Raw genomic sequence first — 20,458 nt, forward strand, 5'->3', positions numbered from 1 at the left:
ATCAGCCTGCATACGGCCCTGGAACTACGGATTCCCGTAGTTTCAGTTCGCCGGTAAACGGAGTTAACGGCTGCACGCTTTCACCGTTGATCAGGCGGAAAGCCTGCGCGATGGCGGCTTCGATCATCGCATCGATCGGCAGATACACCGTGGACAATGCCGGTTGTAGGTAGGCGGCGCTCGGTTCGTCGTCAAAACCAAACAGCGAAACGTCCTGCGGCAGGCGTTTACCCGCCTGGTTAAGCGCTTTCATGGCGCCAATCGCCATATCATCGTTGCTGGCAAACAGAGCGCTGAATGGCGCGCCGGTGTGCAGCAACCTGTTGCAACTGTGATAGCCCCCCGGCACGCTGCTGTCGCCGTAGGTGACGAGCGCATCAACAAAACCAATCTGATGATGTTCCAAAGCCTGACGATAACCGGCCAGCCGCGCTTGCGCGGTTGGCGTATCGATCGGGCCGGTGATACAGGCGATGTCGCGATGCCCTTGGCAGATCAGGTAATCCACTACGTTGAAGGCCGCCAGTTGCTGTTCGAAGAACACGCAGCGTTCACGGGCCTGCGGCAGATCGCGGTTAATGATCATCACCGGAACCGGCAGGCTGTCCAGCAGCGCCATCAGCGCATCTTCGCTCATAAAACGGGTATACAGGATAATGGCGTCGCAACGTCGATCCGCCAGTAACTGCACTGCTTGCAGTTCATCTTCCGGCGTATCGTGGCCGTCTGTTACAATCAGGTGTTTGCCGCTGGCTTCGATCAGTTTGGCGGCTTGGCGCAGCAGGCGGCCAAAATAGGGCCCATCGAAATTGGACACCACCAGGCCGATGCTGTTGGAGCTTTTATTCGCCAGCGATTGCGCAAGAAAGTTCGGCCGATAGCCCAGTTCATCCATGGCCTTGAACACCGCATCGCGCGTGCTTTTTTTCACCTGCCCGGTGCCGTTTAACACGCGTGAAACCGTGGCTTTAGAAACCCCCGCGCGAATGGAGACATCCAACATGGTGATCATCAGTGGCTAACCTCTTTCAACGTCCGCTGCGGTAAATAATGCTCAGTCTAGCATAGGGTTATCTTCGGTTGCGTCTTGCATTACCGGTGGTTTGCACCCTAGCATGAGTAAAAAGGCTTTCAGGGGAAACTAGAGTGATCCGTATTGTTCATCTGGCGGATTATCCGCAACATCAGCAACAGGTTATCGACTGGCAGTGGCAGGCATTTGGCAGTGATAACAGCCGGGCATTTTTCGCCAGCGTGGTGGAAAGCAGTCTGCGCCATGATGGGCTGCCGATCACCTTCATTGCGCTGCTGGATGATAAACCGGTGGGAACCGTGGGGTTATGGCGCTGCGATCTGATCAGCCGCCAGGATCTCACGCCGTGGCTGGCGGCGCTTTACGTTGACGAAAGCCAGCGTGGCAACGGTTTGGGGCTGCAATTGCAGCAGTTTGTGCAGGATTACAGCCAGCAGGCCGGGTTCAGCGAACTGTATCTGTATGCCGAGTTTAGCGGTTATTACGAGCGCCACGGCTGGCAGTACATTGGCGATGCGTTGGATTACCCGGATCGCCCGGTACATTTATACCATCGTCTGCTGGGCTAAGAGCCTATTGGGATAGTCTATCAGACTGCTGACAAAGTCGGTTATTAGAGGGAGCGTGCCGAAGGGGTCGTAACGGCGTAAGCCGTCGGAGTGCCCCTCGGTGCGCTAGACTCGGGTATCTTGGGCTGGAAGGCGACTTTGTCATCAACCTCAGAGCCTATTGGGATCGGCTCTAACCCGCGTCGAAGACGTTGTTGATACTGGCCACCGAATGGCGGCGCACCAGCGTTGGGCTGAACATATTGGTGATTTCTGGCAGCGGCTGGTGGTTAGCCAAGGCTAACGCCAGTTCGGCGGCCTGGGTAGCCATCGCCACCACCGGATAACGGATGGTCGTCAGGCGTGGCCGCAGGTAGCGTGAAATCAGCACATCATCAAAACCAATCAGCGATATCTGGCCCGGAACCTCAACGCTGTTATCACTCAGCACCGAAAGCGCTCCGGCGGCCATCGGATCGTTATAGCAGGTGACGGCGGTGAAGTTTTTGCCACGCCCCAGCAGCTCGGTCATTGCCTGTTCCCCGCCGATTTCATCCGGTTCACCGTAGGTAATCAGTTTCTCATCCACCGGGATGCCGTGTTCTGCCAGCGCATCCAGATAGCCCTGCAAGCGGTCAGCGGCATCGGAAATCTGGTGGGTGGAACAGATAATGGCGATACGCTGATGACCTTGCTGGATCAGATGGCGCGTGGCCAGCCAGGCACCGTAGCGATCGTCGAGCGCCACGCAGCGCGTTTCAAACTCCGGCAAGGTACGATTGATCAGCACCATGCCCGGAATTTGCCGCATCCAGGCGGCTAGCTCATCGTCGGTCAACTTCTTAGCGTGTACCACCAGCGCGTCACAGCGATGGCGCACCAGTTGCTCAATCGCCTGGCGCTCTTTTTCCGCGTCGTGGTAACCGTTGCCAATCAGCAGGAAATTATGCGTGGCATAGGCCACCTGTTCTACCGCTTTGACCATAGCACCAAAAAACGGATCGGAAACGTCGGAAACAATCAGGCCAAGGGTTTCTGTCGATTGCTGGGCCAGCGCACGGGCATTGGCGTTGGGGTGATATTGCAACTCCTCCATCGCAGCCAGCACCGCAATGCGTGAACCTTCACCGGCTTTCGGGGAGTGATTTATTACGCGAGATACCGTGGCGACGGAAACACCCGCCAGCCTGGCAACATCCTTAATCGTGGCCATATCTGTTAATACTTCCTGGGTAATCGCTTACATTCCTCAGTCTTGCGGAAAAAACCGGGGGCTGCAAGCGCTGGCATGCGTAACTTGTGGCGGCCATTGCAGATATGCTGATTTTATTCTTGCTGTGCCGACAGGATGGTAACTATTTCAGCGAGTTATTACTGACCGGTGTAGGAAATTTACAGCTGGTTGCATTTAGAGCAGAACTCTTGCGATTCAAGGATAGTTTCTTAATCAACTCCCCTCTAAAGTAGTAGTCCCAGAGGTATTGATTGGTGAGAAATCAACATACTCTGTATGTTGAAGCCATTTTCAATTGCACCAACCTACGCGGATGCGTAGGTTTTTTTTTGCCCGCTATATAGTATCCTTTCCCCACAATGAGTTAAGGCCATCAACCCCAGGGAGAGTGGGATGATTTTTTCTATGTTACGCGCGGTATTTCGTTGGTTGTTCCGGGTACGTGTTGAAGGCGACGCCCGGTATTTAGCACAGCAGAAACTGCTGATTACCCCCAACCACGTTTCCTTTATGGATGGCGCGTTGCTGGCGTTATTCCTGCCGATCAAACCGGTGTTTGCCGTCTATTCCAGCATCTCTGAACGTTGGTTTATGCGCTGGCTGAAGCCGTATATCGATTTTGTGCCATTGGATCCCACTAAACCGATGGCGATTAAGCACCTGGTGCGCATGGTTGAGCAGGGCAGGCCGATCGTGGTATTCCCGGAAGGGCGTATCACCGTGACCGGTTCACTGATGAAGGTTTATGACGGCGCGGCGTTTATTGCCGCTAAATCGGGTGCCACGGTGGTGCCGGTGCGCATTGATGGCCCGGAGTTCAGCCTGTTTGGCCGCATGAAGGGGATTTTCAAACTCCGTTGGTTCCCGCAGGTCAACATCCATATTTTGCCACCCACCCACATTCCGATGCCTAATGCGCCTCGCGCCCGTGAACGTCGGGTACTGGCCGGTGACCATCTACAGCAGATTATGATGCAGGCGCGGATGGACACGCGTGAGCCACAAACGTTATTCAGCGCGTTGCTGGCGGCGCAGCAGCGCTATGGCCGCACCAAACCGTGCATTGAAGATGTTGCCTTCAAAGAAGACAGCTATCAGGGGCTTATCAAAAAGGCGCTCGGCGTCAGCCGTATTTTGCAGCGTTTTACCGAGCAGGGTGAACACGTCGGTATGCTGCTGCCGAACGCCACCATTACCGCTGCGGCGATTTTTGGTGCTTCACTGCAAGGCCGGGTACCGGCGATGCTTAACTACACCGCCGGGGCCAACGGGCTGAAAAGTGCGCTGACCGCGGCGACGATCAAAACCATCGTCACCTCACGCCAGTTCCTGGAAAAAGGCAAGTTGACCCACCTGCCAGAGCAGGTGACGGAAGCCAACTGGGTGTATCTGGAGGATTTGAAAGATACCGTTACCCTGGCCGATAAGTGGTGGATCCTGCGCCATCTGTTCCAGCCGCAGCGGGCGATGGTGCCGCAGCAGCCGGATGATGCGGCGCTGATCCTGTTTACCTCCGGCTCTGAAGGCAACCCGAAAGGCGTGGTGCATTCCCATGCCAGCCTGTTGGCCAACGTGGAACAGATTCGCACCATTGCTGATTTCACCCCGCGCGATCGCTTTATGTCCTCGCTGCCACTGTTCCACTCTTTCGGCCTGACGGTGGGGTTGATTACGCCACTGATGACCGGCAGCCGGATTTTCCTCTACCCTAGCCCGCTGCATTACCGCGTAGTGCCGGAACTGGTGTATGACCGTAACTGCACCGTGCTGTTTGGTACCGCAACCTTCCTCAATAACTACGCGCGTTTTGCGCATCCGTATGATTTCGCCCGCTTGCGCTACGTGGTGGCCGGGGCCGAAAAACTGGCGGACAGCACCAAGCAGATTTATCAGGATAAATACGGCATCCGTATTCTGGAAGGCTACGGGGTGACCGAGTGCGCGCCAGTGGTGTCGATCAACGTGCCGATGGCGGCGAAGGTGGGCACCGTGGGCCGTATTATGCCGAAGATGGAAGCTCGCCTGATGACGGTGCCGGGCATCGATCAGGGTGGCCGCTTGCAGTTGAAAGGCCCGAACATCATGAAAGGCTATCTGCGCGTTGAGCGCCCAGGCGAACTGGAAGCTCCGGCCGCCGAGGATGAAAACGGCGTATTGCAACCGGGCTGGTACGATACCGGCGATATCGTCACGCTGGATGAACAGGGCTACTGCACCATTCGTGGCCGCGTGAAGCGCTTTGCCAAGCTGGCGGGGGAGATGATCTCGCTGGAAAGCGTGGAGCAACTGGCATGGCGTATCGCCCCAGAAGGGCTGCATGCGGCAACGGTGAAGAGTGACAGCAGTAAAGGTGAAGCGCTGGTGCTGTTCACCAACGACAGCAACATTACCCGTGAAGCCTTGCTGCGGGTGGCGCGTGAACAGGGCAGCCCTGAGCTGGCAGTGCCGCGTGATATTCGTCTGGTGAAAGCGTTGCCGTTGCTCGGCAGTGGCAAACCGGACTTCGTTACCCTGCGTAAAATGGCTGAACAGCCGGAGAATGTCTGATGAATGCTACTGATTCACCCTTGCTGTCGCGCGGCATGATCGCGGTGATCTGCGCCCAGTTCCTGTCGGCGTTCGGTGACAACGCGTTGCTGTTTGCCACTTTGGCGCTGATCAAACAGCAGATGTATCCCGACTGGAGCCAACCGATACTGCAAATGGCGTTTGTGGCCACCTATATCATTCTTGCACCCTTCGTTGGTCAGGTGGCTGACAGCTTCGCCAAAGGGCGAGTGATGATGGTGGCTAATGGCCTGAAACTGGCCGGTGCGCTGGTGATCTGTTTTGGCTTGAATCCGTTCTTGGGCTACAGCCTGGTCGGTGTAGGGGCGGCGGCGTATTCACCGGCCAAATACGGCATTCTGGGTGAGATCACCAGCGGTGAAAAACTGGTGAAGGCCAACGGGTTAATGGAGGCCTCCACCATTGCCGCGATCCTGGTGGGATCGGTCGCCGGTGGTTTGCTGGCAGACTGGCATATCGTGGCGGCGCTGGTGGTTTGTGCCGTGGTCTATGGCGCTGCGGTAGTGGCTAACCTGTATATCCCACGCCTGCCTGCGGCGCATAAGGTCACTTCCTGGCATCCGCGCGCCATGGGGCGCAATTTCTTCAACGCCTGCGTGGTGCTGTGGCGTGACGGCCAGACGCGTTTCTCGCTGATCGGTACCAGCCTGTTCTGGGGGGCCGGAGTGACGCTGCGTTTCCTGCTGGTGCTGTGGGTACCGGTGGCCTTGGGTATCACCGACAACGCGACGCCAACGCTGCTCAACGCCATGGTAGCCATCGGGATTGTGGGTGGTGCTGGTGCCGCAGCGCGTTTCGTTACGCTGGAAACCGTTAAACGCTGTATGCCTGCCGGGATCTTGATCGGTGTTGCGGTGGCGTTCTTCGCCGTACAGAGCACCATGTTGAACGCCTATGTGCTGTTACTGGCGATCGGCGTGCTGGGTGGGTTCTTTGTGGTGCCGCTGAACGCGTTGTTGCAGGAGCGTGGCAAGCGCTCGGTCGGCGCAGGCAATGCCATTGCGGTGCAGAATCTGGGTGAAAACACTGCCATGCTGCTGATGCTTGGCCTGTATTCGCTGGTGGTTAAGTTGGGCGTGCCGGTGATCGGGGTTGGGATTGGTTTTGGCGTGGTGTTTGCTTTGGCAATTACCGTGCTGTGGGTTTCTCAGTTCCGCGCAAAATAAAGCGGGGGCGCGTAGGCGCCCCTGAATCATTTAAGGGGCTGGAATGGTAAAGCGGGTGTGGATCTCTTCGAGCGCCCGCAATACGTCCTCTCCCAGAACCACCTCAAAACTGTCGATATTGCTCTTTAACTGTTCCATTGTGGTGGCACCCAGCAGGGTACTGGCAACGAACGGTTGTTGCCGCACAAATGCCAGCGCCATCTGCGCAGGGTCAAGAGCGTGTTTCTTCGCCAGCGCGACGTATTCGGCAACGGCCAACTGGCTCTGCGCGGAAGTGTAGCGGGTGAAGCGGCTGAATAGGGTATTACGTGCCCCGGCGGGCTTAGCCCCGTTCAGATATTTGCCGGACAGCGTACCGAATGCCAGGCTGGAGTAGGCCAACAGCTCAATCCCTTCGTGCTGGCTGATCTCGGCCAGGCCAATCTCAAAGCTGCGGTTCAGCAGGCTGTAGGGGTTCTGAATGGTCACAATACGCGGCAGTTCGTGTTTTTCCGCCAGTTGCAGGTAACGCATCACGCCCCATGGGGTTTCGTTCGAAACGCCGATATAGCGGATTTTACCAGCGCGCACCTGCTCGGTGAGCGCTTCCAGCGTTTCCAACAGCGTAACGGTGGCTTTCTCATCGGTATATTGGTAGTTCAGCTTGCCGAAGCAATTGGTCGGGCGTTGTGGCCAATGCACCTGGTAAAGATCGAGATAATCGGTGTTCAGCCGTTTCAGGCTGGCATCCAGCGCGGCACGGATGTTTTTGCGATCCAGCGCCTGCTGTGGGCGGATGCTGCTGTCATTGCCCCGTACCGGCCCGGCGATTTTGCTCGCCAGCACGATTTTATCGCGGTTGCCGCGCGCCTTGATCCAATTGCCGATGTACTGCTCGGTCAGCCCCTGGGTTTCTGGGCGAGGCGGCACGGGGTACATCTCTGCGGTATCGATCAGGTTGACGCCAGCGGCTAATGCATAATCCAGTTGTGCGTGGGCATCGGCTTCGCTGTTTTGCTCGCCAAAGGTCATGGTGCCCAATCCCAGCACGCTCACTTCCAAAGAACTGTGGGGAATACGGTGGTATTGCATTAACGGCCTTCCTTAAATGTTAGCGCTTGCAGACGGTGGAACAAGAAACGGCAGTGAAAACGCCTCTCTCGACTATAACCAAGCCGTGCTGATGGGGGAAGTGGATTATGCCCGTCATACTTCAACTTATAGATGCGTTGGTGCTTGAAACCGCAGGGGAAATAGCGAGGAAACCGGGGCACGGCTGGCGTGCCCCGTTAATCATCAATCAGGCGTGCGGTTTTTCTTGCTGCGCATCAGGTTGAGCGCCTCGACCGACATCGAGAAGAACATCGCAAAGTAGATATAACCTTTAGGTATATGCACCTGGAAACTTTCCAGCATCAAGGTGAAGCCCACCAGGATCAGAAACGCCAGCGCCAGCATTTTTACCGAAGGGTGACGATTGACGAACTCGCCAATCGGTCGGGCGGCAAACATCATTACACCGACGGAAATCACCACTGCGGCCATCATAATGAACAGATGGTCGGACAAGCCTACTGCGGTAATCACCGAATCCAGGCTGAAGATAATGTCCAGCAGCATGATTTGCACGATGGCGCTAAAGAAGCTGTGCACATTGGTGTGGTGCTCTTCTTCCGAACCTTCGATCGTTTCATGGATCTCTTTGCTGGCCTTCCAGATCAGGAACAGGCCACCGAGCAGCAGAATCAAATCACGGGCAGAAACGTTGTGCTCCATCACGGCAAACAGCGGCTGGGTCAGACTGATCACCCAAGCGATCGAAGCCAGCAGCGCCAGACGCATCAGCATCGCGGCAGCCAAGCCGATACGGCGTGCCTTATTCTGCTGTGCCTTCGGCAGCTTGGCGACCACCAAGGAGAGAAAAATAATGTTATCAATACCCAACACGATCTCAAGAATGGTCAGCGTACCTAACGCTAACCAAGCATTGGGATCCATAATCCATTCAAACATTGCCCTGAACACCTTAAGAAAAATGAAGCGGGAATTATACGCGTTTATTGAGATAGCGATACGTTAACTTAAACCTTACATCAACATAATAAGGAATAGCCTAGTCACCTTGGTTATTTTACTTGCAATCTTTAGAAAACGCCCAGTCGCAAGAGTGAAAAATGAGCAATAAAATAAACTAAATCGAGAAGTGCCTTGCCAGCAGCGCCCCGGTGAAACTTTTTTTCAGGTAGAAACCGCGTGGCAGCGTGAGAATCGGCTGACCCTGTTCGCCAATGGCTTCGGTTAATGCTTTACTGTTGGCGGCTTTCGGCCGCAGTTGCAGCACTTCGCCATGGCGGGCGGTAATACGCTCAACCTGGCCGAGCACGATGAGATCCATCAGTTCTTCCCAATCGCGGCGCAGCATGTCCTCTTCTTCCTGATTTGGTTGCCATAGCAGCGGTGAACCGATGCGCCGCTGTGCCAGCGGGATCTGCCGCTCGCCTTCCACCGGTATCCACAGCACCCGTGCCAGCTTGTGACGCACGTGGCTACTCGCCCAGGTTACTCCGCTGTTACCGGTGAGTGGAGCTACGCAGACAAAGGTGGTTTCCAGCGGTTTACCGGCGGCATCGACCGGAATGGTTTTCAACTCAATGCCCAATTCAGGGAAATCCTGTTCCGGTTTGCTGCCGGACATCGCCCCCAGATACAGCTCCAACAGCATGCCCACCCAACCTTTATCGCGTTTCAGGTTATTGGGAATAGCGATTTGCGCGCGGGAGGCCAGCTCACCCAGGTTGCTACCGGCCAGCGCTTGCGCACGTTCAAATAGCTGCTGTTCATTTTCTGGTGGAGGGGGGAGTGAGGATAAAAACGCCATAAATCAAGCCTGTGAAATCTGGTTAAAAAACACACTGCATTTGTTCACAGCCGAAGGTGGCGGAACGAAACGGCGGAAAAGAATAATAGTAGCATGATTTATCATGACTTTTTTCCAAAACGGCGGCGGGAAAAAAATTCCGCTTTGCGCTTGTGCACCTGAAGCCACCGACAATGAACAGGATCTTACACCTATTTATCCACAGATTTATGGGATAACCCAAATTTTTACCGATCACTGGTTTGATTTACAGCCTTGACGCGGGTACTTTTTTACGAATTTGTCCGTTTTGTGCGTAACTCAGGCGGATAATCTGTGGATAAAATCAACGGTGGTGGATCTTTCGCCAGAGAAGGATCCTTACCGTGCATAGATCACATTTTTATCCTGTACATAAGTGGTTATAAGTATTTAATGTGCTGTTTTTAATTGGTATTTTTAATCTCAAAATAATCGGGGATTTTTAGCTCCACGAAGTTTTACCGGCTTATCCCTTGGGTTCTTCACATACCTATCCACAGAAAAAGTGAATAAAACCGCCGTAGAATCGCATCACATGTTCATAACTTTGCCATTATCTGTGAGTTATCCCAATGTTATCCGGCTGGCTGCGTGGCAAAGCAGTGGTTTACCGCCTGTAGCTTGTGTGAAACAATCAGGTTATCTATACGAATTTATGCTTATCGAGGTAGTCCGGTGATCGATGATGATGGCTACCGCCCGAATGTTGGTATCGTAATCTGTAATCGTCAGGGGCAGGTCTTATGGGCCCGCCGTTACGGTCAGCACTCCTGGCAGTTTCCCCAAGGGGGAATAAACCCTGGCGAAACGCCTGAGCAAGCCATGTACCGTGAGCTGTTCGAAGAGGTGGGGTTGAGCAAAAAGGATGTGCGTATTCTGGCCTCAACCCGCAACTGGTTGCGCTATAAATTGCCAAAACGTTTGGTGCGTTGGGACACAAAGCCGGTTTGTATCGGCCAAAAGCAGAAATGGTTTCTGTTGCAATTGATGTGCAACGACGCGGATATCAATATGCAGCGCAGCAGCACGCCGGAGTTTGACGGTTGGCGCTGGGTGAGCTTCTGGTATCCGGTGCGCCAGGTGGTGTCGTTTAAACGCGACGTGTATCGCCGGGTTATGAAAGAATTTGCCGTGACCGTCATGCCAATGCAGGAACAGGCGGCGCAGCGGCAGGCTCCCGTTTATCGCCGAAAGAGAGGTTAAGTCAGCAGACTATGCTCACGCGCTTGCGAGAAATTGTTGAGAAAGTGGCCGCGGCGGCCAATCTGACAGACGCGCTGGATCTTTTGGTCAATGAAACCTGTCTGGCGATGGATACCGAAGTCTGCTCCATTTATCTGGCAGACAACGATCGCCGCTGCTACTACCTGATGGCAACGCGTGGGCTGAAAAAGCCGCGTGGGCGCACCATCGCACTGGCTTTCGATGAAGGCGTGGTCGGGTTGGTCGGGCGCAAGGCGGAGCCGATCAACCTGGCGGATGCACAAAGCCACCCCAGCTTCAAATACGTCCCGCAGGTGAAAGAGGATAAGTTCCGATCCTTCCTTGGTGTACCGATTATCCACCGCCGGCAACTGCTCGGCGTGCTGGTGGTGCAGCAGCGGGAACTGCGCCAGTTTGACGAGAGCGAAGAGTCGTTTCTGGTGACACTGGCCACGCAGATGGCCGGGATCCTCTCTCAATCACAGCTTAACGCTATTTTTGGCCAATATCGCCAGACGCGTATCCGCGCGCTGGCCGCTTCCCCTGGGGTGGCCGTCGCCGAAGGCTGGCTGGACAGCAGCCAACCTTCGCTCGATCAGGTCTACCAAGCCTCAACGTTGGATATGGTCAGTGAGCGTGAGCGCTTGATGCAGGCTTTAGAAGAGGCCGGTGCGGAGTTCCGCCGTTTCAGCAAGCGCTTCTCTGCCAGTTCGCAGAAAGAGAGCGCGGCGATTTTCGATCTCTATTCCCACCTGTTGAACGATGCCCGCCTCAAACGTGAGCTATTTGCCGAAATTGACGCCGGTTCGGTGGCCGAATGGGCGGTAAAACAGGTGATCGAAGCCTTTGCCGCACAGTTCGCCACCTTGCAGGATACCTATATGCGTGAGCGCGCCAGCGATCTGCGTGCGCTCGGCCAACGCCTGCTATTCCACCTCGACGATACCACCCAGGGCACCACCCAGTGGCCAGCACGCTTTGTGCTGGTGACCGATGAACTGACCGCGACGCTGTTGGCAGAAGTGCCACCGGATCGTCTGGCGGGCGTGGTGGTGCGCGATGGTGCTGCCAACTCCCATGCGGCGATCCTGGTGCGGGCCATGGGCGTGCCGACGGTGATGGGCGCGGATATCCAACCGGCGCTGCTGGCCCAGCGGATGCTGATTGTTGATGGCTATCGTGGCGAGTTGCTGGTGGATCCTGAACCGGTGTTGGTGCAGGAATATCAGCGGCTGATCAGTGAGGAACAGGAACTCAGCAAGCTGGCGGAAGACGACGTTGAACAACCCGCGCAACTGAAAACCGGTGAGCGGATCCAGGTGATGCTGAATGCTGGCCTCAGCCCGGAACACGAGCAGCTGCTCGGTGGGCGCGTGGATGGCGTTGGTCTGTACCGCACGGAGATCCCGTTCATGCTGCAAAGCGGTTTCCCATCGGAAGAAGAGCAGGTATCGCAGTATCAAGGCATGTTGCAGCTCTACCCGAACAAACCGGTCACGCTGCGCACGCTGGATATCGGTTCAGACAAACAGTTGCCTTACATGCCTATCAGCGAAGAGAACCCGTGCCTGGGTTGGCGCGGTATCCGCGTTACCCTGGATCAGCCGGAAATTTTCCTGGTTCAGGTACGTGCCATGCTGCGTGCCAATGCCAGCACGGGCAATCTGGGGATTTTGCTGCCGATGATCACCAGCCTGGAAGAGATCGACGAGGCAAAACGCCTGATCGATCGCGCCGGGCGTGAAGTAGAAGAAGTGCTGGGGTATGACCTTCCCAAACCCAGGATCGGCGTGATGCTGGAAGTGCCGTCAATGATTTTTCTGATCCCCTATCTGACCGGGCGCGTTGATTTTATCTCGGTAGGCACCAACGATCTGACCCAGTATCTGCTGGCGGTAGACCGTAATAACACCCGTGTGGCGTTACTCTACGATAGCCTGCATCCTGCCATGTTGCAGGTGTTGAAGCTGATCATTACTCAAGGCACCGCCGCCGGTCTGCAAGTTAGCCTGTGTGGTGAACTGGCGGGCGATCCGATGGGGGCTCTGCTGTTGGTGGGGATGGGATACCGTAATCTGAGTATGAACGGGCGCAGCGTGGCGCGTATCAAATACCTGCTGCGCAATATTGAGTTATCCGATGCAGAAGGGCTGGCTCAGCGCGTGCTGAGCGCCCAAATGACCACCGAAGTGCGCCATCAGGTGGCGGCGTTTATGGAGCGGCGCGGCATGGGTGGGCTGATTCGCGGTGGCCGTTGAGTGGTGACTTTTTTACAGAACTTTTCCCTGTAGCCAAGCTCGAACGCCGTTAAGCCTATGTTATGATACGCAGCTTGGCTGCAATTCGAAGTCTATCGGGAAAGCTCCGATACCGCGTTTGGCACCTGCCGCCCCCAAATGGGGAAAAATAATAGACATGTTGTGGTGATAGATGAGCACTAGCTATCTGGCGTTTCCTGAATTTGATCCGGTGATTTTCTCTATCGGCCCGGTCTCCTTGCACTGGTACGGCCTGATGTATCTGGTCGGTTTTATTTTTGCCATGTGGCTGGCATCACGCCGCGCCAACAAGCCAGGCAGTGGCTGGACCAAAGACGAAGCGGAAAACATGCTGTACGCTGGTTTTCTGGGCGTATTTATTGGCGGCCGCGTAGGTTACGTGCTGTTCTATAACCTGCCGCTGTTCCTGGATAACCCACTCTATTTATTCAAGGTCTGGGATGGTGGGATGTCATTCCACGGTGGCCTGCTGGGGGTGATCTTGGTGATGCTGTGGTTCGCTCACCGCACGAAACGCACCTTCTTCCAGGTCTCTGATTTTATTGCACCGCTGATCCCGTTCGGCCTGGGCGCTGGCCGTTTAGGCAACTTCATCAACGGCGAGCTTTGGGGGCGAGTGACCACTAACACGCCTTGGGCCATGCTGTTCCCTGGTTCCCGCTCCGAAGACATCGCCATCGCCGCCGCTGATCCGAGTTTGTTACCGATACTGAATCAGTACGGTGTGTTGCCGCGCCATCCGTCGCAACTGTATGAAATGGTGCTGGAAGGTGTGGTGCTGTTTATCATTCTGAACCTGTTTATCCGCAAGCCGCGCCCGATGGGGGCCGTTTCTGGCCTGTTCCTGATTGGCTATGGCGTATTCCGTATTATCGTCGAGGCGTTCCGCCAGCCGGATGCCCAGCTTGGCCTGTTTGACGGCGTTGTCAGCATGGGGCAAATCCTGTCCGTGCCGATGGTCGTGGCCGGTATAATAGTGATGATCTGGGCGTATCGTCGTCGCCCGCAGCAACAACTGTCGTGAGGAAAAATGAAACAGTATCTGGATTTGATGAACAAAGTGCTCGCCGAGGGCACACCTAAAGCCGACCGTACCGGCACTGGCACGTTGTCGATTTTCGGCCACCAGATGCGTTTCAACCTGCAGGAAGGCTTCCCGTTGGTGACCACCAAAAAATGTCATCTGCGTTCGATTGTTCATGAATTGCTGTGGTTCTTGAACGGCGAGACCAACGTGGCTTATCTGCGCGAAAATAAGGTCACGATCTGGGACGAGTGGGCCGATGAGAATGGCGATCTCGGCCCGGTTTATGGCAAGCAATGGCGTGCCTGGGGCGTAGCAGATGGCCGCCAGATCGATCAGCTCAGCAACGTGTTGCAGCAGTTGAAACAGGATCCGAACTCACGCCGCATCATTGTTTCTGCATGGAACGTCGGTGAACTGGACCAGATGGCGTTGGCTCCTTGCCATGCTTTCTTCCAATTCTACGTGGCAGACGGCAAGCTCTCTTGCCAGCTGTATCAACGTTCTTGTGATGTGTTCCTTGGTCTGCCGTTCAACATTGCCAGCTATGCGCTGTTGGTGCATATGATGGCACAACAGTGCGATCTCGAAGTGGGTGATTTTGTCTGGACCGGTGGTGACACCCATCTTTACAGCAATCACATGGATCAGACCCAACTGCAATTGACGCGTGAGCCGCGCGCATTGCCAAAGCTGGTGATTAAACGTAAGCCAGAGTCACTGTTTGACTATCGTTTCGAAGACTTCGAGATTGAAGGTTATGACCCGCATCCGGCTATCAAGGCACCTGTTGCCATCTGATATCCTTTGATAGCTAAAAGGGCTCAGTTGATTGATAACTGGGCCCTTATTTTTTGTATCACTCCCTCCCTCCTTACTTCGCCAGCAATGCGAAGCCGCGCGCGTTTTTTGCTGTTTCCCTGATAAATGCATAAAAACTTTGCGCGGTATTTTCCAGCCTGAGTAAACGCTTATGCAGCCGACAATCCGGCGCATTACACTCGCCTGATGAACAGATATCCATACCGCTATGGCCACCGCCAGCAGGGCCTGTCGCTGATTGAACTGCTGGTGGTGATGCTGCTGGCTGGCACATTGACCTCTTGGGGCGTCAGCCAGTGGCATCTTTATCAACAGGCTCTGCGGCTGGAACAAACAGCCCAGCAACTGCTGGCTTTCCTGACGCGCTTGCAGGCCGATGCCAACTGGCGTAATCGCAATGCTCTGCTGTGGTTCAAGCAGGGGGAGCCTTGGTGTATCGGCAGCGAAACCGTAGCGACTCGTTGCACCCCTGCGGCTGGCTGGGTGTTTACTCCGATCCATATTGATGTGCAATTACAGGATTTCACCCAAAAAGAGATGGGTTTTTACGGGCTGCGTAACAATGCTCAGGCTGGGCATATCCTGCTGGCTAACGGTGCAGGCCGCATACGCCTGGTGCTGTCTGCCAAAGGGCGCCTGCGGCTATGCAGCGAAGAAACGGTGATTCGAGGTGTTGCGCTATGCCAGCCTTAGAACAAGGTTTTACCTTGCCTGAAGTGATGTTGGCGATGACGTTTGGCAGCCTGATTGCATTGGGTGCGGCCAAGACTTTGCCGGTCCTGCGGCAGCAAACTACCGACGTGGGCCGCTATTACCGCTTGGAACAGGTATTGCGTCAGTTGGCTTTCGGTATTGAGAAAGACCTGCGCCGTGCCGGATTTTGCGCCGGGCAGTGCCAGGGGCAGGCGTTATTGATCGGCAATGCCGAAGGCGAAGTTCCAGCCAGCTGTGTGATTGTCGCCTATGACCTTAATCGTAATGGTCAGTGGGAAAATGCGGGTGATGTGGAGTATTTCGGTTATCGCCTGCGAGCAGGAACCCTGGAAGGGCAGCGTGGCGTGACTCAATGCCGCGGTAACGGTTGGGAACGTCTGCACGATCCGGAAGAGGTATACATTAATGCCTTCTCCGTCAGCGAGAGGGTAGGGAATGGCGGCAAGTCCCTGGTGCTGTTCAGCCTTGGAGGGCGTTCAACGGTGCGGGAAAATATTCAGCAGCGCCTGGAATGGGTTGTCAGTATGGAGGCTCTCTGAACATGCAGGCACAACAGGGGGGCAGTACGCTGGCGGCGGTAATGCTGTTGCTGGTGATGGGATTGATGCTGCTCAATGCCCAGCAGCGGCAACTGGAGAGCGCCCTGTTGTTGGCGGTCGATCAGCAGCGTTATCTGCGCGCCTACAACCAGGCAGTTTCCGCCTTGAACTGGGGGCTGGTGCAGCAGTGGCCACGTGAGCAACTGACCGCAACCCGATGGCATTGCCAGCCGTTACCTACCGATGCTCTGCAAGCCTGCGTCCGCCGTTCTGCTCGTACCGGTATTGTGGTGGTGCGCGGAGCTGGGGTGATTGCCAATGCTGAACCGCTGTGGTTATACCAACTGGCCAGTGAAACCAATACGGTGGGTGATGTTGTGCTACAAGTGGAAAAAGGCGGCTGGCTGGATTTTTGCCCCGAGAAGAAAGAGAGTGATTGTGCCGATTAAACGCACCAACGTGCATTATCAGCAGGGATTCAGCCTGCCTGAAGTCTTGATCGCGGCATTGTTATTCGCGGTCTCGCTGCTGGGGCTGTTACAATATCATCAGGTTTTGTTGCAGGCTTTTCAGCGGCAATGGCAATACCAGCAGGCTTGGTCGTTGGCGCATCACCAATTGGAAATGTTTAACGCCGGGACGATCACGCAGGATAACGCCTTACCGTTACCCCCCAACTGGCAGCGCGAAGTGGAAACCCGAACGGCGGAAGCGCCTTGCCTGCGGCGAACGGTAAAAATACAAACACCACTGCGGCAGCAGGTTGAACTCAGCCGATGGTATTGCATCGGGCAGTAATCAGTACGAAATACCGGCTGGTATTTCAGACTGCTGACAAAGCCAGATATTAGGGAGAGCGCCCCTCGGTGCGCTAGGCCCGAGTATCTCGGGCTTAAAAACCACTTTGTCATCAACCTCAAATACCGGCTGGGTATTTATTCGGTTTAAAGGAGCAGCATGTTTAGGGTCTATCACTCCAATCAGTTGGATTTACTGAAAACGCTGACCAGTACGTTGATAACCAGAGAACCCTTGGCCGATCCTTTTCAGCAGGAAGTGGTGTTGGTACAAAGCCCCGGTATGGCGCAGTGGCTGCAAATGCAATTGGCAGAGCAATTGGGGATCGCCGCAAATATCGCTTTCCCACTGCCTGCCACCTTTATCTGGGATATGTTCACTAAGGTTTTGCCAGGGATCCCAAAAGAGAGCGCCTTCAGCAAAGATGCCATGACCTGGAAGCTGATGTGGTTGCTGCCTGAGATGTTGATGCAACCTGAGTTTGCACCGCTGCAACATTACCTTACCGACGACGGCGACAAGCGCAAGATCCACCAGCTTGCCGGTAGAGTGGCGGATCTGTTTGACCAATATCTGGTTTATCGCCCGCAGTGGCTGGAAAGCTGGCAGCGCCAGGAACTGATTGACGGGTTGGCTGAGGCTCAACCATGGCAGGCTGCCCTGTGGCGCAGACTGGTTGAGTATACGGATGAGCTGGGGCAAGAGAAATGGCACCGTGCCAATTTATACCGCCGTTTTATCAGCGATCTAGAAAACGCCGAGCAATGCCCGGCTGGCTTGCCACCCCGAGTGTTTATCTGTGGAATCTCAGCCTTGCCACCGGTCTATCTGGAGGCGTTGCAGGCACTCGGCAAGCACATTGATATCCACCTGATGTTTACCAATCCCTGCCGTTATTACTGGGGAGATATCCAGGACTATGCGTTTCTTGCCCGCCTGCAAAGCCGCAAACGTCGTCACTACCATCAGGCGCGGGAACAGGGGTTATTTCGCCAGCCTGAGCAGGCCGCGCAGTTGTTTGATGCCGAGGGTGAACAGCAACTGAGCAACCCGCTGCTCGCTTCATGGGGCAAACTGGGGCGTGATCATCTGTATTTGCTTTCGCAGATGGATGCAGTTCAGGAAATCGATGCCTTTGTCGATATTCCGCCAGACGGTTTGCTGCATGCCATTCAGCACGACATGCTGGAACTGGAAGATCACTCGGTGATCGGTACCACGCTGGAAACGTTTGAGCACAGTGGCAATAAACGGCTACTGGACCCGCAGGATCGCTCTCTCAGCCTGCATGCCTGCCACAGCCCGCAGCGTGAAGTTGAAGTGCTGCACGATCAACTGCTGGCGATGCTGGCCGAAGATCCCCAACTGACAGCGCGCGATATCATCGTGATGGTGGCAGATATTGACAGCTATACCCCCTATATCCAGGCGGTTTTCGGCAATGCGTCAGCGGAGCGCTACCTGCCGTTTGCCATCTCTGACCGCAAGGCTAGCCAGGCACATCCTGCCTTACAGGCTTTTATCTCACTGCTTGATTTACCACAGAGTCGTTTTACCTCCGAGCAGGTATTAGCGCTGTTGGAGGTGCCCGCGTTGGCCGCCCGTTTTTCCATACAGGAAGAGGGGTTGCGCCTGCTGCGTCATTGGACGGGTGAAGCGGGCGTGCGTTGGGGGTTGGACGATGACAACGTGCGTGAACTGTCATTGCCAGCAACCGGTCAGCACACTTGGCGGTTTGGCATTACCCGTATGTTGCTGGGATATGCGATGGACAGTAATGCGGGTGATTGGCAGGGGGTATTGCCGTATGACGAATCAAGCGGGCTGGTGGCCGAACTGGCCGGGCAACTGGCCGATCTGCTGTCTCAGCTCAGCGACTGGCGCAAGCTCCTGAGTGAAGAGCGATCGCTGGCCGAATGGCTACCACTGTGCCGTCGCTTGCTTGATAGCTTCTTTAAGACGGACAGTGAAACGGAAGAAGCATTAGCACTGATTGAACGGGACTGGTTGAAGATCATCGAATATGGGCTATCGGCTCGCTACCCCGATACTGTGCCGCTGACGCTGCTGCGCAATGAATTGGCGGCTCGGCTCGATCAGCAACGTATCAGCCAGCGTTTTCTGGCCGGGCAGATCAACTTCTGCACCTTGATGCCGATGCGTTCCATTCCGTTCAAGGTGGTCTGCCTGCTGGGGATGAACGATGGGGTTTATCCACGTACTTTACCGCCATTGGGTTTTGACCTGATGGCTCAACAGGTCAAACGTGGCGATCGCAGCCGCCGTGACGACGACCGATATCTGTTCCTGGAGGCTCTCCTCTCGGCCCAACAGCGGCTCTATATCAGCTTTATTGGCCGTTCGATTCAGGATAATAGCGAGCGCTATCCGTCGGTGCTGGTTACTGAACTGCTGGAGTACCTGGAGCAGAGCTATTGTTTACCGGGTGATGAGGCCTGTAATGCAGACGTCAGTGCGCATCGGGTAGGCAAACATTTACTTAGGTGGCACCCCCGCATGCCGTTTGCTGCCGAAAACTTCCTGCCGGGGAGTGAAGCACAAAGCTATGCCGCAGAGTGGCTGCCAGCGGCAGATGGCCGTGGGGCTGCCTATCCGGCGTTTAATCAACCATTGCTGGTTGAAGAGAAAACACAAATTTCGCTGGATGAGTTGCTGCGCTTCTATCGCCATCCAATACGGGCGTTTTTTCAATTGCGCCTCGGCGTCAACTTCATTCTGGAAGAGACCGAACTACCGGAAGAAGAACCTTTTATTCTAGATAACCTCAGCCGTTATCAATTCAACAGCCAACTGCTGAATACCCTGATAGAGCAAGAAGATACAGCGCTGTTATTCCAGCGGGTGCGTGCGTCTGGTGGTTTACCCTATGGGGCATTTGGTGAGATCTACTGGCAAACTCAGCAGGAAGAGATGAGCGAACTGGCTGAACGGGTACGCAATGAGCGGCAGGAAAACAGCAGCCTGGAATTGGATATTGACGTTGCGGGCATACGTATCAGTGGTTGGCTGCATCAAGTCCAACAGGATGGCCTGCTGCGTTGGCGGCCAGCCACGCTTTCGGCGGTAGATGGCATTTTGCTTTGGCTGGAACACCTGGTGTATTGCTGTGCTGGTGGCACGGGAACCAGCCGCATGTTCGGGCGCAAGAATTCTATCTGGCGTTTTGCGGCACTCTCCGCCGTGGAAGCCCATGACCAGTTGGCAGAACTGGTTGCCGGCTATCAGCGTGGTTTGTCACAACCCCTGATGTTGTTAAACAAAAGCGGTTGGGCGTGGTTGAGCCAGTGTTATCAGGCGGAAACGCAGCAGATTGACTGGGCTGAAGAGGTGCAAATCAAAGCGCGCGCCAAGCTGCTGCAAATCTGGCAGGGGGATCAACGGATACCGGGGGAAGCCGAAGATCCCTATATCCAGCGAGTTTTCCGGCAAATGGATAACGTCTATCTTGAGCAAATTCTTGGTGAAACCGAACGTTACCTGCTGCCAGTGGCACGTAATAACCTAGGATAAGAATCCTCAGGTGGTACTGATTAGTGGGAGATGATAAAAAATAGCTAGATTTATATTCAACCATTGAGGTTGTCTCCGGTCTTACATGGCGTACAGACATTAGACTCGTTGCCTTTCAAGC

General features: G+C 55.1%; 18 protein-coding genes. 13 read left to right on the forward strand and 5 right to left on the reverse strand.

Annotated elements, in window-relative coordinates; all coding sequences use genetic code 11:
- Nucleotide 1: 1 nt before the first annotated feature.
- Nucleotides 2-1,012, reverse strand: coding sequence for a LacI family DNA-binding transcriptional regulator (locus AC2A1E_RS12320; RefSeq protein WP_484383986.1), 1,011 nt, complete (start codon nucleotides 1,010-1,012; stop codon nucleotides 2-4).
- A 134-nt stretch (nucleotides 1,013-1,146) separates the two neighbouring features.
- Here AC2A1E_RS12320 and AC2A1E_RS12325 point away from each other — a divergent pair, with 134 nt between their 5' ends.
- Nucleotides 1,147-1,602, forward strand: coding sequence for a GNAT family N-acetyltransferase (locus AC2A1E_RS12325; RefSeq protein WP_459401504.1), 456 nt, complete (start codon nucleotides 1,147-1,149; stop codon nucleotides 1,600-1,602).
- 172 nt (nucleotides 1,603-1,774) lie between these two features.
- On the opposite strand, the gene galR is transcribed toward AC2A1E_RS12325, so the two are convergent.
- The gene (galR, locus tag AC2A1E_RS12330; protein WP_484383987.1) at nucleotides 1,775-2,794 is read right to left on the reverse strand and encodes an HTH-type transcriptional regulator GalR; all 1,020 of its coding nucleotides are present in this window, start codon (nucleotides 2,792-2,794) and stop codon (nucleotides 1,775-1,777) included.
- A 414-nt stretch (nucleotides 2,795-3,208) separates the two neighbouring features.
- Here galR and aas point away from each other — a divergent pair, with 414 nt between their 5' ends.
- The gene (gene aas, locus AC2A1E_RS12335; protein WP_484383988.1) at nucleotides 3,209-5,362 is read left to right on the forward strand and encodes a bifunctional acyl-ACP--phospholipid O-acyltransferase/long-chain-fatty-acid--ACP ligase; all 2,154 of its coding nucleotides are present in this window, start codon (nucleotides 3,209-3,211) and stop codon (nucleotides 5,360-5,362) included.
- On the forward strand, nucleotides 5,362-6,549 hold the full coding sequence (lplT, locus tag AC2A1E_RS12340; RefSeq protein ID WP_484383989.1) for a lysophospholipid transporter LplT: 1,188 nt from the start codon (nucleotides 5,362-5,364) through the stop codon (nucleotides 6,547-6,549). Before aas ends, lplT begins: the two co-directional genes overlap by 1 nt.
- 30 nt (nucleotides 6,550-6,579) lie before the next feature.
- Here the strand turns inward: lplT and AC2A1E_RS12345 are convergent, their stop codons facing one another.
- The 3 genes from AC2A1E_RS12345 to mutH all read right to left on the reverse strand — a co-directional run bounded on the left by AC2A1E_RS12345 (nucleotide 6,580) and on the right by mutH (nucleotide 9,406).
- Nucleotides 6,580-7,620 carry an NADP(H)-dependent aldo-keto reductase gene (locus AC2A1E_RS12345; RefSeq protein WP_484383990.1) on the reverse strand — a complete coding sequence of 347 codons (1,041 nt, stop codon included), beginning with the start codon at nucleotides 7,618-7,620 and terminating at the stop codon, nucleotides 6,580-6,582.
- 204 nt (nucleotides 7,621-7,824) lie between these two features.
- The gene (locus tag AC2A1E_RS12350; protein WP_484383991.1) at nucleotides 7,825-8,541 is read right to left on the reverse strand and encodes a TerC family protein; all 717 of its coding nucleotides are present in this window, start codon (nucleotides 8,539-8,541) and stop codon (nucleotides 7,825-7,827) included.
- A 178-nt stretch (nucleotides 8,542-8,719) separates the two neighbouring features.
- Nucleotides 8,720-9,406 carry a DNA mismatch repair endonuclease MutH gene (gene mutH / locus AC2A1E_RS12355; protein WP_484383992.1) on the reverse strand — a complete coding sequence of 229 codons (687 nt, stop codon included), beginning with the start codon at nucleotides 9,404-9,406 and terminating at the stop codon, nucleotides 8,720-8,722.
- A 103-nt stretch (nucleotides 9,407-9,509) separates the two neighbouring features.
- Here mutH and AC2A1E_RS12360 point away from each other — a divergent pair, with 103 nt between their 5' ends.
- From AC2A1E_RS12360 to recC, 10 genes are all read left to right on the forward strand, one after another.
- Nucleotides 9,510-9,665, forward strand: coding sequence for a hypothetical protein (locus tag AC2A1E_RS12360; RefSeq protein ID WP_459401511.1), 156 nt, complete (start codon nucleotides 9,510-9,512; stop codon nucleotides 9,663-9,665).
- A 437-nt stretch (nucleotides 9,666-10,102) separates the two neighbouring features.
- Nucleotides 10,103-10,630 carry an RNA pyrophosphohydrolase gene (rppH, locus tag AC2A1E_RS12365; protein ID WP_459401512.1) on the forward strand — a complete coding sequence of 176 codons (528 nt, stop codon included), beginning with the start codon at nucleotides 10,103-10,105 and terminating at the stop codon, nucleotides 10,628-10,630.
- An 11-nt stretch (nucleotides 10,631-10,641) separates the two neighbouring features.
- Nucleotides 10,642-12,888, forward strand: a complete 2,247-nt coding sequence (gene ptsP / locus AC2A1E_RS12370; RefSeq protein WP_484383993.1) for a phosphoenolpyruvate--protein phosphotransferase — start codon at nucleotides 10,642-10,644, stop codon at nucleotides 12,886-12,888.
- 172 nt (nucleotides 12,889-13,060) lie between these two features.
- Nucleotides 13,061-13,933 carry a prolipoprotein diacylglyceryl transferase gene (gene lgt / locus AC2A1E_RS12375; RefSeq protein ID WP_484383994.1) on the forward strand — a complete coding sequence of 291 codons (873 nt, stop codon included), beginning with the start codon at nucleotides 13,061-13,063 and terminating at the stop codon, nucleotides 13,931-13,933.
- A 6-nt stretch (nucleotides 13,934-13,939) separates the two neighbouring features.
- A complete protein-coding gene (thyA, locus tag AC2A1E_RS12380) occupies nucleotides 13,940-14,734 on the forward strand; it encodes a thymidylate synthase (protein ID WP_484383995.1) in 795 nt (264 codons plus the stop codon).
- A 207-nt stretch (nucleotides 14,735-14,941) separates the two neighbouring features.
- The gene (locus AC2A1E_RS12385; RefSeq protein ID WP_484383996.1) at nucleotides 14,942-15,448 is read left to right on the forward strand and encodes a prepilin peptidase-dependent protein; all 507 of its coding nucleotides are present in this window, start codon (nucleotides 14,942-14,944) and stop codon (nucleotides 15,446-15,448) included.
- Nucleotides 15,436-16,008, forward strand: coding sequence for a prepilin peptidase-dependent protein (locus tag AC2A1E_RS12390; protein WP_484383997.1), 573 nt, complete (start codon nucleotides 15,436-15,438; stop codon nucleotides 16,006-16,008). The genes AC2A1E_RS12385 and AC2A1E_RS12390 overlap by 13 nt, the downstream gene beginning before the upstream one ends.
- The gene (locus AC2A1E_RS12395) at nucleotides 16,005-16,457 is read left to right on the forward strand and encodes a YgdB family protein (protein ID WP_484384035.1); all 453 of its coding nucleotides are present in this window, start codon (nucleotides 16,005-16,007) and stop codon (nucleotides 16,455-16,457) included. Before AC2A1E_RS12390 ends, AC2A1E_RS12395 begins: the two co-directional genes overlap by 4 nt.
- A complete protein-coding gene (locus AC2A1E_RS12400; protein WP_484383998.1) occupies nucleotides 16,447-16,806 on the forward strand; it encodes a prepilin-type N-terminal cleavage/methylation domain-containing protein in 360 nt (119 codons plus the stop codon). The genes AC2A1E_RS12395 and AC2A1E_RS12400 overlap by 11 nt, the downstream gene beginning before the upstream one ends.
- Before the next feature lie 159 nt (nucleotides 16,807-16,965).
- The gene (gene recC / locus AC2A1E_RS12405; RefSeq protein WP_484383999.1) at nucleotides 16,966-20,337 is read left to right on the forward strand and encodes an exodeoxyribonuclease V subunit gamma; all 3,372 of its coding nucleotides are present in this window, start codon (nucleotides 16,966-16,968) and stop codon (nucleotides 20,335-20,337) included.
- Nucleotides 20,338-20,458 lie beyond the last annotated feature (121 nt).

The sequence above is a fragment of the Serratia sp. HNCC26DJ206 genome (genome assembly GCF_057180605.1).